The 12,365-nt window shown below is 73.3% G+C and carries 8 protein-coding genes; 4 read left to right on the top strand and 4 right to left on the bottom strand.

What is annotated here, in order from left to right; all coding sequences use genetic code 11:
- Positions 1–281, top strand: a 281-nt coding sequence (locus ACFU7Z_RS25030; RefSeq protein ID WP_380779776.1) for an EamA family transporter, incomplete at its 5' end; no start/stop codon positions are given.
- A gap of 151 nt (positions 282–432) precedes the next feature.
- Here ACFU7Z_RS25030 and ACFU7Z_RS25035 read toward each other — a convergent pair.
- The 4 genes from ACFU7Z_RS25035 to ACFU7Z_RS25050 all read right to left on the bottom strand — a co-directional run bounded on the left by ACFU7Z_RS25035 (position 433) and on the right by ACFU7Z_RS25050 (position 5,737).
- Positions 433–1,593, bottom strand: a complete 1,161-nt coding sequence (locus ACFU7Z_RS25035) for an ROK family transcriptional regulator (RefSeq protein ID WP_117491956.1) — start codon at positions 1,591–1,593, stop codon at positions 433–435.
- A 75-nt stretch (positions 1,594–1,668) separates the two neighbouring features.
- The gene (locus tag ACFU7Z_RS25040; RefSeq protein WP_380779778.1) at positions 1,669–2,244 is read right to left on the bottom strand and encodes a GtrA family protein; all 576 of its coding nucleotides are present in this window, start codon (positions 2,242–2,244) and stop codon (positions 1,669–1,671) included.
- 120 nt (positions 2,245–2,364) lie between these two features.
- Complete coding sequence (lon, locus tag ACFU7Z_RS25045; protein WP_049660270.1) at positions 2,365–4,764, bottom strand: endopeptidase La; 2,400 nt, start codon at positions 4,762–4,764, stop codon at positions 2,365–2,367.
- A gap of 205 nt (positions 4,765–4,969) precedes the next feature.
- Positions 4,970–5,737, bottom strand: a complete 768-nt coding sequence (locus tag ACFU7Z_RS25050; RefSeq protein WP_380779781.1) for a rhomboid-like protein — start codon at positions 5,735–5,737, stop codon at positions 4,970–4,972.
- 561 nt (positions 5,738–6,298) lie between these two features.
- Here ACFU7Z_RS25050 and ACFU7Z_RS25055 point away from each other — a divergent pair.
- From ACFU7Z_RS25055 to ACFU7Z_RS25065, 3 genes are all read left to right on the top strand, one after another.
- Positions 6,299–7,036 carry a response regulator transcription factor gene (locus ACFU7Z_RS25055; protein ID WP_181970677.1) on the top strand — a complete coding sequence of 246 codons (738 nt, stop codon included), beginning with the start codon at positions 6,299–6,301 and terminating at the stop codon, positions 7,034–7,036.
- A 93-nt stretch (positions 7,037–7,129) separates the two neighbouring features.
- Positions 7,130–8,317, top strand: a complete 1,188-nt coding sequence (locus tag ACFU7Z_RS25060; protein WP_082346227.1) for a cell wall metabolism sensor histidine kinase WalK — start codon at positions 7,130–7,132, stop codon at positions 8,315–8,317.
- 233 nt (positions 8,318–8,550) lie between these two features.
- Complete coding sequence (locus ACFU7Z_RS25065) at positions 8,551–12,324, top strand: multifunctional oxoglutarate decarboxylase/oxoglutarate dehydrogenase thiamine pyrophosphate-binding subunit/dihydrolipoyllysine-residue succinyltransferase subunit (protein WP_074001426.1); 3,774 nt, start codon at positions 8,551–8,553, stop codon at positions 12,322–12,324.
- Positions 12,325–12,365: the final 41 nt, after the last annotated feature.

Below are 12,365 nucleotides of genomic sequence, written 5' to 3' on the forward strand. Positions count from 1 at the left end.
ACATGGTCTACCTTGGCCTGTTCCCCACCGCCCTGGCCTTCACCACCTGGGCGTACGCGCTGGCCCGCACCACCGCCGGGCGGATGAGCGCCACCACCTACGTGGTGCCCGCCCTGGTGCTGCTGATGTCCTGGGCGCTGCTGGGTGAGGTGCCCGGCGTGGTCGGCCTCGCGGGCGGCGCGCTGTGCCTGGCCGGGGTAGCCGTCTCCCGGTACCGGCCCCGGGCGCGTACCGGTCCGGCCGTACCGGAGCCGGCCGTGGTGCGCGAACACGCCGGCTGACCCGCCCCGTTCACCACAGGGCGAACGCCGCCGCCAGCAGCGCGATGCCCGCCCCCGCCGTGGCCCACGCGGTGCGGTACATCCGCAGACCGCCGCCGATCACGATCCGCCACGGCCGGGGGCTCGGCCGCGTTGCCGCCGGGCCCCGCCGCTACCCGACCGGGCCCGGGTCGGCCACGACGGCCCGGACGACCCGCACCGCCGCGCCCAGCAGCGGGCCCCGGCGGCCCAGCCGGGAGACCGTCAGCCGCTCCTCCGACCAGGGCCGCACCGTCACCCGGGCGGCCAGCTCGGCCCGCATCGCGGGCAGCAGCCAGGGCGCCAGCCGGGCGTAGCCGCCGCCCAGCACCACCTCGGCCGGGTCCAGCAGGTTGACCGCGCCGGCGGCCGCGGTGCCGAGCGCCGTACCGGCCCCGGCCAGCGCCGCGCGGGCGGCCGGGTCCCCGACCCCGGCGCGGTCGGCGAGCAGGGCCACCCAGTCGCCGCGGGCCCCGGTCAGGCCGGCCGCCCGCAGCACCGCCGCCTCGCCCGCGTACTGCTCCAGGCAGCCGTGCGCCCCGCAGGCGCAGCGGGGCCCGTCGGGGTGGACCGGCACGTGGCCGAACTCCCCGGCGAAGCCGCCCGCCCCGCGCAGCAGCCGGCCGCCGACCACGATCGCCGCGCCGACCCCGGCCTCGGCGGAGACGTACAGGAAGTCCTCCGGGCCCTCCCCCAGCCAGCGCTCGGCCAGTCCGCCGAGGTTGGCCTCGTTGTCCGCCTCGATCGGCAGGTCGGCCAGTCCGCCCCCGGCCGTCCGCAGCGCGGGGCGCAGGGCGGCGGCCAGCGGGACGTCCTGCCAGCCCAGGTTGGCGGCCCGCTGGAGCATCCCGCCGGAGCCGCCGACCAGCCCGGGCACGGCCAGGGTGAGGGCGGCCGGGCGCAGCCCCGACTCGGCGACGGCCTCGTGCAGCAGGTGGGCGAGGTCGGCCATCACGGCGGCGGGCTCGCGGCCGTGGTTGGAGACCTCCCGGCGCCGCCAGCCGCGGACCTCCCCGCGCAGGTCGACCACGCAGGCGCCCAGGTGCCGCACGCCGATCTCGGCGCCGAGGCCGCCGGGCCCGGCCGGGTTGAGGCCGAGGGCGGTGCCGGGGCGGCCGACCTTGCCGCTGGGCGCGGCGGGGCCCTCCTCGACCACCAGGCCGGCGGCGATCAGCTGTTCGGCCAGCGAGGAGACGGCGGCCCTGGTCAGCCCCGTCCCGGCGGCCACCTCGGCGCGCGAGCGCGGCCCGCTCGCGATCGTCCCGAGCACCAGGGCCAGGTTGGCCCGGCGCATCCCCTGCTGGCTGGCGGGCCCGGTCCGGGCGGGGTCGGACTCGTGCACAAGGCTCACCTCGCCCCTTTTACGTCCTTACGGCACATCCCGTGGCATCTCGGGTGCAGCGTAGCCGGGTTCCGGGGGCACCGTCGTCGGCACCGGGACGGGCTCGGCCGGGGCCGTCCCGGCGGGCGGGAAGACCCACCGCCGGATCGCCCAGTAGCGGAACAGCATCGCCACGAAGGTGCCGACGACCATCCCGCTGAGGAAGTCCGCGACCTCCTGGCGGAGCGGATCGACGTACGGCTCGCGCAGGTCCAGGAGGTACCGGGAGACCGCCAGCGGGACGTCGTTGACGGCGATCGCCACCGCGCTGACCAGGATGAACACCAGCACCTCGCGCCGCCGGCCGTCGGCCCGCAGGGCCCGGAAGGCCCAGCGGCGGTTCAGCACGTACGAGACGACGGTGCCGATCACCGTCGCGACGGTCAGCGCGACCACCGGCTTGTGCTCCAGCACGGTGAACTTGAGCTCGAAGTCGATCACCGTGGTGAGCGCGAAGCAGCCGCTCCCGACCAGCAGGAACTTCACCAGCCGGCGGTGCCGCACCAGGAAGGGGCGCAGCCGCTCGGGCACCCGGGCCAGGGCCCGCTGCGTGGGGGACGGCATCTCCGCAGTCTCGCACGCGGGGGTGCCGTCGGCCCCGCAGACCGCCGCGGCCCCGCGGAGTGCCGACGGGCCGCCCGGACCGCCGCTCGGGCGGCCCGGGCGGCGGCCGGGGCGAGCCGGTCAGGCGGCGACCAGCACCGCGGCCCCGGCCGGCTCCAGCGCCAGCTCCAGCACCTCCCGGACGTCCGCCACCGGGTGGACGGTGAGCCGCTCCAGCACCTCGGCCGGGACGTCGTCCAGGTCGGCCTCGTTGCGCCTGGGGATGATCACCGTGGTGACCCCGGCCCGGTCGGCGGCGAGCAGCTTCTGCTTCACCCCGCCGATCGGCAGCACCCGCCCGGTCAGCGACACCTCGCCGGTCATCGCCACGTCGGTGCGCACCTTGCGCCCGGAGAGCAGCGAGGCCAGCGCCGTGGTCATGGTGATGCCGGCGCTCGGCCCGTCCTTGGGGATGGCCCCGGCCGGGATGTGCAGGTGCACGCCGCGGTCGCGCAGCGAGGTGACCGGCAGCTCCAGCTCGGCGCCGCGCGAGCGCAGGTAGGAGAGCGCGATGTGCGCGGACTCCTTCATCACGTCGCCCAGCTGCCCGGTGAGGGTCAGCCCGGTGCCGCCGGTCTCGGCGTCGGCCAGCGAGGCCTCGATGTAGAGGACGTCGCCGCCGGCGCCGGTCACCGCGAGGCCGGTGGCCACGCCGGGGACGGCGGTACGGCGCTCGGCCGGCTCCTGGGCGGACTCCGGCACGTGGTGCGGCCGGCCGATCAGGGCCCGCAGGTCCTCGGCGCCGACCGCGGCGGGCAGCTCGCGCTCGCCCAGCTCGGCCTGCGCGGCGATCTTGCGCAGCACCCGGGCGATCGAGCGCTCCAGGGTGCGGACGCCCGCCTCCCGGGTGTACTCCCCGGCGAGCCTGCGCAGCGCCGGCTCGTCCACGGTGACCTGCCCGCCGCCCAGACCGGCCTTCTCCAGCTGGCGCGGGAGCAGGTGGTCGCGGGCGATGACGACCTTCTCGTCCTCGGTGTAGCCGTCCAGCCGGACCAGCTCCATCCGGTCGAGCAGCGGCCCGGGGATGGACTCCAGCACGTTGGCGGTGGCGAGGAAGACGACGTCGGAGAGGTCGAGCTCGACCTCCAGGTAGTGGTCCCGGAAGGTGTGGTTCTGCGCCGGGTCCAGCACCTCCAGCAGGGCGGCGGCCGGGTCGCCCCGGTAGTCGGAGCCGACCTTGTCGATCTCGTCGAGCAGGACGACCGGGTTCATCGAGCCGGCCTCCTTGATCGCCCGCACCAGCCGGCCGGGCAGCGCGCCGACGTAGGTGCGCCGGTGGCCGCGGATCTCCGCCTCGTCCCGGACGCCGCCGAGCGCGACCCGGACGAACTTCCGGCCCATGGCGCGGGCCACCGATTCTCCGAGCGAGGTCTTTCCCGTTCCGGGCGGCCCGACCAGGGCCAGCACCGCTCCCCCGCGGCGGCCGCCGATCAGCCCGAGGCCCTGGTCGGCCCGGCGCTTGCGGACGGCCAGGTACTCGACGATCCGCTCCTTCACGTCGGCCAGGCCGGCGTGGTCGGCGTCCAGCACCGCGCGGGCGCCGGCGATGTCGTACGCGTCCTCGGTGCGCTCGTTCCAGGGCAGCTCCAGGACGGTGTCCAGCCAGGTGCGGATCCAGGAGCCCTCGGGCGACTGGTCGGAGGAGCGCTCCAGCTTGTCGACCTCCTTGAGCGCGGCCTCGCGGACCTTCTCCGGCAGGTCGGCGGCCTCGACCCGGGCGCGGTAGTCGCCCTCCTCGTCGGCCGGGTCGCCGTTCAGCTCGGCCAGCTCCTTGCGGACGGCCTCCAGCTGGCGGCGGAGCAGGAACTCCTTCTGCTGCTTGGCCACGCCCTCCTCGACGTCCTTGCGGATGGTGTCGTTGACCTCCTCCTCGGCGAGGTGGTCGCGCAGCAGGGCGAGCGCGTACTCCAGGCGGGCGACCTGGTCGGCCTCCAGCAGCACCTTGAGCTTCTGCTCGGCGGTGGCGAAGGGCGCGTAGCCGATGTTGTCGGCGAGCTCGCCGACGCCCTCGATCTGCGCCACCCGGTCGACGATCTGCCAGGCGCCGCGCCTGCGCAGCCACTGGGTGGACAGCGCCTTGTACTCCTTGACCAGCTCGGCGGCCCGGCCGGCCACCGGGGTGCCCACCGAGGACTCCGTGAACGGCGTGGTCTCCACCCAGAGGGCGGCGCCGGGGCCGGTGGTGCCGACCCCGATCCGGACCCGGCGCACGGCGCGCACCAGCGCGGCCGGCTCCCCGTCGGCCAGCCGGCCGACCTGCTCCACGGTGGCCAGCGTGCCGGCCGCCGCGTACGAGCCGTCCACCCGCGGGACCAGCAGGACCTGCGGCTTGCCGGCGCCGGTGGCGGCGGCCCGGGCGGCCTCGACGGCGGCGCGCACCTCGGTGTCCTTCAGGTCCAGCGGGACGACCATGCCCGGCAGGACGACCTCGTCGTCGAGCGGCAGCACGGGCAGGGTGAGCGGTGTGGACGTCGATGCCATGATCTCTCCCCAGTCAGTGAACTTGAGTCGACCTGACTAAGGCTTCACGGGCGTCGGATGTTCCCGGCCCCCTGTTCGCCGTGAGCGAACAGGAATCGGCAGGGAAAGCGCGGCACCCGACTTCGTCAAAAGAGCACCGGACACGCCTCGAAAAGTCCCGACGGGGAGCCCCGCGAGTCCGGGGAGGTCCGACCGGGCGACGGCGTCAGCGCGCCGCACGCACCCGCGCGGGCGCGCCGCACGCGGCCGCCGCGGCGGCCGGGCGCGGCCGGGGCGGGCGCCGCTCGACCCGGCGCAGCCAGCGCCACAGCGCGACCCCGGTCAGCACCGCGGCCGGGTGCCCCACCCCGGTGATCACGTCCTTGTCGGTGGCGATCTGCTCGGCGATCATCAGCCCGGCGCCGCCCAGCGCGAGCAGCCGCCCGCGCCAGGAGAGCAGCCCGGCCACCGCGCCCAGGCAGGCGAGCACGCCGTAGCTGACCCCGATGTCCAGGTAGTCCATCGCCTCGGGCGCCATCCGCCCGGTCTCCACCGCGGTGATCACCACCCCCTGGGAGAGCAGCGTCGCCGCGACATGCCCGGCCGCGAACACCGCCGCGGCCCGGGCCGGGCCGACCCTGCGCTCCAGCGGGGCGAGGGTGAGGGCGAATCCCCACAGGTACGGCATCCACACCTCGCCGGCCACCCAGAACCCGCTCAGCACAAGGGCGCGCAAAGGATGCTGGAGCAGGTTGTGGCCGTCCGAACTGGAGGCCTCCTGCAGACGCTGGACGAGTTCCGGATCGGCGAGCCGGGCGAAGGTCGTGGTGGCTCCCACGACGGCGAGGTACCCGAGCGTGAAGGGCGTTCTCCGGGGCGTCGGCACCCGTTCCAGCAGCCATTCCAGGACGCCGGTGCGCAGCCCGAGGCGGAGCATTCCGTACGGCGCCCCCGCACTCCCGTACCCGTCGGCACCCCGCCCGAGTCCCGCCATGCCGCCTCCGCTCCACGCCGCAGCCACCGGCTCCCCGCCGGATGCCCAACGTACCGGCGCGCGCCGCGGATTCCGCCCGGCCGGGCGCTCACCTGGCCACGGTACGTCGAGGTTCTGAGAGGCACCTGAAAGAAGCCCGTGAAGACCGTCGCCGTAGCGGACCGCCGGATTCCCGACATTGGTCCAGACCTTCTCTCCATAAACGGGGCACCAGGGCCTCTGACCGGCGACTTGGCGTCAACTGCACTGCATACGTACCGTTACGCAGAGAAAATTCGACGGGTAAGGTATCGGCCCGTGCCCACTCGTGCAGTGGGTCCGAGGGCGGCCCGACAGCCGGCCCACGGGCCGGAAACGTCCGGTCCACCTGCCGGGAAGCATCCGCTGTCCGTACGCTGCGAAGTGCGCGGGAGAAGTGGGCGGCCGACCATCCGTCCTCGGCTCCCGATCGCGCGACGGGACGGCGGACCCGGCACAGTCCACGACGGAACAAGACTACGAGCGGAGCCCCGCCATCCCCACAGGTGGCCGGCCCGCAGCCCTGGGGGCGGTGGCGTGACCGTGACAGAGATTCAGCAGGACAACCACAACGCCGGCGGCACTGTGAGCAGCCAGCGCAGAGTCCTGGTGGTGGAGGACGAGCCCACGATCGCCGAGTCGATCGCCGCCCGGCTGGGCGCCGAGGGCTTCAAGGTCGCCGTGGCCCACGACGGCCCCGGCGCGGTCGACGGCTTCCACACCTGGCAGCCGGACCTGGTGGTCCTCGACATCATGCTGCCCGGCTTCGACGGCCTGGAGGTGTGCCGCCGGATCCAGGCCCAGCGCCCGGTGCCGGTGCTGATGCTGACCGCCCGCGACGACGAGACGGACCTGCTGGTCGGCCTCGGCGTCGGCGCGGACGACTACATGACCAAGCCGTTCTCGATGCGCGAACTGGCCGCCCGCGTCAACGTCCTGCTGCGCCGCGTCGAGCGCGCCCAGCAGGCCGCCCGCACGCCCGCGCTGGGCAGCCTGCGGTTCGGCGAGCTGGAGATCGACCACGTGCAGCGCCGGGTCCGGCTGGCCTCGGGCGACGTCCACCTGACGCCGACCGAGTTCGACCTGCTCGCCTGCCTGGCCGCCCAGCCGCGCGCCGTGCTCACCCGCGAGCAGCTGCTGGCCGAGGTCTGGGACTGGACCGACGCCTCCGGCACCCGCACGGTGGACAGCCACGTCAAGGCGCTGCGCCGGAAGATCGGCGCCAGCTGGATCCGCACCGTCCACGGTGTCGGATACGCGCTGGAGGCCCCGCTCTCCTAGGGCCTCCCAGGGCGACGGGCCACCGGGGGGCCCGCAGCCCGGACGACGCCGTGCCACCACGCGGGCCGACACCGCGGGGACCACAAGGAACCGATGACCTTTCCACAGCAACGCAACGGGGAATCCGCCGACACGCGGCCGCAGAACCTGGCCGCCCGTGCCGCCCGCCGGGTCTGGGCCGACATCCGGCCGCTCGACCCGGTCCGCTCGATCAAGGGCAAGCTCACCCTGCTCGTGATCGTCTCCGTGTGCCTGGCCACCGGGATGGTGGTCGTGGCGATCCGGTCCGAGACGCAGATCCGGATCATCATGGTCTTCTCCATGATCGCCTCACTGCTCTTCATGCAGTTCCTCGCGCACGGGCTGACCGCCCCCCTGCGCGAGATGACGGCCGCCGCCCGCGCGATGGCCTCCGGCGACTACAGCCGCCGGGTCGAGGTGAACTCGCGCGACGAGATCGGCGAGCTGGCGGCCGCCTTCAACGCCATGGCCGCCGACCTCCAGGCCGCCGACCGGCACCGCCGCGAGCTGGTCGCCAACGTCTCGCACGAACTGCGGACGCCGATCGCCGCGCTGCGCGCCGTCCTGGAGAACGTGGTGGACGGCGTCGTCCAGCCCAATCCGGCCACCCTGGGGGCGGCCCTGGAGCAGACCGAGCGGCTCGGCCGCCTGGTCACCCACCTGCTCGACCTCTCCAAGATCGACGACGGCGTGGTCGCCCTGGACGCCCGCCCCTTCGAGGTGCGCGAGTTCCTGGACGGCGTGCTGCGCGGGGTCACCGTGGACGGCGCGACGGCCGGCGGCGCCTTCTCCCGGCGCGGGGACGTCCGGCTGGCCCTGGAGGTCAGCCCGACCGGCCTGACCGGCGTGGCGGACCCGGAACGGCTCCACCAGGTGGTCGCCAACCTGGTCGACAACGCCTGCAAGCACTCCCCGCCCGGCGGCACCGTGACGGTGCGGGCGAGGCCGGAGGGCGAGGAGGGCGGCCTGCTGCTGGAGGTCGAGGACGAGGGCCCCGGCATCCCGCCGGCCGACCGCTCCCGGGTCTTCGAGCGGTTCAGCCGCAGCGGCACCGCGACCGCCGCCGGACCGGGCTCGGACGGCGGCACCGGACTGGGCCTGGCCATCGCCCGCTGGGCGGTGGACCTGCACGGCGGACGGATCGCGGTGGCCGAGTCCCCGCGCGGCTGCCGGATCGAGGTCCGGCTGCCCGCACGGCGTCAGAGCGACGGTCGGGACATTTGTCACAGATCCGACACAGCGGTCTACGAAGATCGTTAGAGGATTTGGCCGGGTTTTTGTCCGCTTTGGCCCCGGTATGCCCCCTGTTCGGCGCTGATCGGTTCCCCTCAGATACGGCTTTCTAACGCACTTTTTCAGCCAAAGTGCAGGTCAGCACTGTGATCTGGGCGACGCCTGGGCCCCGGGGACTGCGCGATCACTGGTCAGGGGCGTAGCCTTAATCCCCGCTGTCCAAACATCCCAAAAGGAAGCGGAAGAGGGCGGTTGCCGCCGTGTCGCCACAGTCCCCTGAAACCCCCAACAGCTCGGCAAGCTCCACTGGCTTCGGCCCCAATGAGTGGCTCGTCGACGAGATCTACCAGCAGTACCTCCAGGACCCGAACTCGGTCGACCGAGCCTGGTGGGACTTTTTCGCCGACTACAAGCCCGGTACCGAGGTGACCCCAGTGACCCAGGCCGCGACCCAGGCCGGCCCCGCGCCGACCCCTGCCGCTGCCCCCGCGCCCGCCGTCGCAGCCGCTGCTCCGGCCGCGCCCGCCGCCGCTCCGGCTCCGGCCGCTCCGGCGCCGGCCGCCCCGGCTCCGGCTCCGGCCGCCGCCCCGGCTCCGCTCGCCGCCGCGCCCGCCGCGCCCCCGGCCCCCAAGGCCGCCGCCCCGGCGCCGGCCGAGCCCGCTGCCGCCGCCGGCCCCGAGCTGATCCAGCTCCGCGGCCCGGCCAAGGCCGTCGCCACCAACATGGACGCCTCGCTGGAGGTGCCGACCGCGACCTCGGTCCGCGCCGTGCCGGCGAAGCTGTTGATCGACAACCGCATCGTCATCAACAACCACCTGCAGCGCGCCCGCGGCGGCAAGGTCTCCTTCACCCACCTGATCGGCTACGCCCTGGTCCAGGCCATCAAGGCCGCCCCGGGCATGAACTACAGCTACAAGGTGGAGAACGGCAAGGCCTTCCTGGTCAAGCCGGAGCACGTCAACCTCGGCCTGGCCATCGACCTGGTCAAGCCGAACGGCGACCGCCAGCTGGTCGTCGCGGCCATCAAGAAGGCCGAGACGCTCGACTTCTTCGGCTTCTGGCAGGCCTACGAGGACATCGTCCGCCGGGCCCGCGCCAACAAGCTGACCATGGACGACTTCACCGGCGTCACGGTCTCGCTGACCAACCCCGGCGGCATCGGCACCGTGCACTCCGTGCCGCGCCTGATGCAGAACCAGGGCACCATCGTCGGCGTCGGCGCCATGGAGTACCCGGCCGAGTTCCAGGGCTCCGCCCCGGAGACCCTGTCCCGGCTGGGCGTCTCCAAGATCATGACGCTGACCTCGACCTACGACCACCGCGTCATCCAGGGCGCGGCGTCCGGCGAGTTCCTGCGCGAGATCCACCGCCTGCTGCTCGGCGAAAAGGGCTTCTACGACGAGATCTTCGAGTCGCTGCGGATCCCGTACGAGCCGGTCCGCTGGGCCACCGACGTCGCCACCACCCACGACGACGAGGTCAACAAGACCGCGCGCGTCATGGAGCTGATCCACTCCTACCGGGTCCGCGGCCACCTCATGGCCGACACCGACCCGCTGGAGTACAAGCAGCGCAAGCACCCCGACCTGGACGTCACCACCCACGGCCTCACCCTGTGGGACCTGGAGCGCGAGTTCGCGGTCGGCGGCTTCGGCGGCCAGAAGATGATGAAGCTCCGCGACATCCTCGGCCTGCTGCGCAACACGTACTGCCGCACCGTCGGCATCGAGTACATGCACATCCAGGACCCGAAGCAGCGCAAGTGGCTGCAGGAGCGCCTGGAGAAGCCGTACGCGAAGCCCGAGCGCGAGGAGCAGCTGCGGATCCTCCGCCGCCTGAACTCGGCCGAGGCCTTCGAGACCTTCCTGCAGACCAAGTACGTCGGCCAGAAGCGCTTCTCGCTGGAGGGCGGTGAGTCGCTGATCGCGCTGCTGGACGCGACCATCGACTCCGCCGCCGAGCACCGCCTCGACGAGGCCGTCATCGGCATGGCCCACCGCGGCCGCCTGAACGTGCTGGCCAACATCGTCGGCAAGCCGTACGGCAAGATCTTCGGCGAGTTCGAGGGCAACCTCGACCCGAAGTCGATGCACGGCTCCGGCGACGTCAAGTACCACCTGGGCTCCGAGGGCACCTTCACCGGCCTGGACGGCGAGACCATCAAGGTCTCGCTCGCCGCGAACCCCTCCCACCTGGAGACGGTCGACCCGGTCGTCGAGGGCATCGCCCGCGCCAAGCAGGACATCCTGGACCAGGGCGGCACCACCTTCCCGGTGCTGCCGATCCAGGTCCACGGCGACGCGGCCTTCGCCGGCCAGGGCGTCGTCGCGGAGACCCTGAACATGTCGCAGCTGCGCGGCTACCGCACCGGCGGCACCGTGCACGTCGTGGTGAACAATCAGGTCGGCTTCACCGCCGCCCCGGCGTCCTCGCGCTCCTCGATGTACTGCACCGACGTGGCCCGCATGATCGAGGCCCCGATCTTCCACGTGAACGGCGACGACCCGGAGGCCGTGGTCCGCGTCGCGCGGCTCGCCTTCGAGTTCCGCCAGGCGTTCCACAAGGACGTGGTGATCGACCTCATCTGCTACCGCCGCCGCGGTCACAACGAGGCCGACAACCCGTCGTTCACCCAGCCGCTGATGTACGACCTGATCGACAAGAAGCGCTCGGTGCGCAAGCTGTACACCGAGGGCCTGATCGGTCGCGGCGACATCACCATGGAAGAGGCGGAGCAGGCGCTCCAGGACTTCCAGGGCCAGCTGGAGAAGGTCTTCGCCGAGGTCCGCGACGCGGCCCAGGCGCCGGCCGACGCCACCGCCGGCAAGCCGCAGGCCGACTTCCCGGTCAGCATCCAGACCGGCATCTCCCAGGAGATGGTCAAGCGGATCGCCGCCTCGCAGGTCAACCACCCGGACTGGCTGACCGTCCACCCGCGCCTGCTGCCGCAGCTGCAGCGCCGCGCCGCCTCGGTCGAGGACAACACCATCGACTGGGCGATGGGCGAGACCCTCGCCATCGGCTCGCTGCTGATGGAGGGCCACCCGGTCCGCCTGGCCGGCCAGGACAGCCGCCGCGGCACCTTCGGCCAGCGGCACGCCGTCCTGATCGACCGCAAGACCGGCGAGGACTACACCCCGCTGCAGTACCTCACCGAGGACCAGGCCCGCTACACCGTCTACGACAGCCTGCTGTCGGAGTACGCGGCCATGGGCTTCGAGTACGGCTACTCGCTGACCCGCCCGAACGCGCTGGTCATGTGGGAGGCGCAGTTCGGCGACTTCGTCAACGGCGCGCAGACCATGGTGGACGAGTACATCGCCTCCGCCGAGCAGAAGTGGGGCCAGCACTCCGGCGTCACCCTGCTGCTGCCGCACGGCTACGAGGGCCAGGGACCGGACCACTCGTCCGCCCGTCCGGAGCGTTTCCTGCAGATGTGCGCGCAGGACAACATGACGGTCGCGATGCCGACCCTGCCGTCGAACTACTTCCACCTGCTGCGCTGGCAGGCGCACAACCCGCACCACAAGCCGCTGGTCGTCTTCACCCCGAAGTCGATGCTGCGTCTGAAGGCCGCGGCGAGTGCGGCGGAGGAGTTCCTGTCCGGCTCGTTCCGCCCGGTCATCGGCGACTCCACCGTCGACCCGGCGCAGGTCCGCAAGGTGGTCATCACCGCCGGCAAGTTCTACTACGACCTGGCGGCGGCCCGCGCCGAGCGCGGCGTCACCGACACCGCGATCGTCCGGGTCGAGCGGCTCTACCCGCTGCCGGTGGCCGAGCTCCAGGAGGAGCTGGCCCGCTACGGCGACAACGTCCAGTTCGTCTGGGCGCAGGAGGAGCCGGCCAACCAGGGTGCCTGGCCGTTCATCGCGATGAACCTGGTCGACCACCTCCAGGTCGTCATCGGCCGCACCGGCGGCGACGCCCGTCTGCGCCGCGTCGCCCGCACCGCCGCCTCGTCCCCGGCGGTCGGCTCGGCCAAGCGGCACGCCGCCGAGCAGCAGGCGCTGGTCGAGGAGGTCTTCGCGCTCTGACGAGCCGAAGCCCGACGCTCTCCACACCCGCGGCCCCGTCC

Source organism: Kitasatospora sp. NPDC057518 (assembly GCF_042802075.1).
GTDB lineage: Bacteria > Actinomycetota > Actinomycetes > Streptomycetales > Streptomycetaceae > Kitasatospora.

What these genes read in the sequence shown, in the direction of transcription:
- ACFU7Z_RS25035 (WP_117491956.1), bottom strand. Translation starts at nt 1,593, where the DNA reads ATGCGCCGGGCCAACCTGGCCCTGGTGCTCGGGACGATCGCGAGCGGG.
- ACFU7Z_RS25040 (WP_380779778.1), bottom strand. Translation starts at nt 2,244, where the DNA reads ATGCCGTCCCCCACGCAGCGGGCCCTGGCCCGGGTGCCCGAGCGGCTG.
- lon (WP_049660270.1), bottom strand. Translation starts at nt 4,764, where the DNA reads ATGGCATCGACGTCCACACCGCTCACCCTGCCCGTGCTGCCGCTCGAC.
- ACFU7Z_RS25050 (WP_380779781.1), bottom strand. Translation starts at nt 5,737, where the DNA reads ATGGCGGGACTCGGGCGGGGTGCCGACGGGTACGGGAGTGCGGGGGCG.
- ACFU7Z_RS25060 (WP_082346227.1), top strand. Translation starts at nt 7,130, where the DNA reads ATGACCTTTCCACAGCAACGCAACGGGGAATCCGCCGACACGCGGCCG.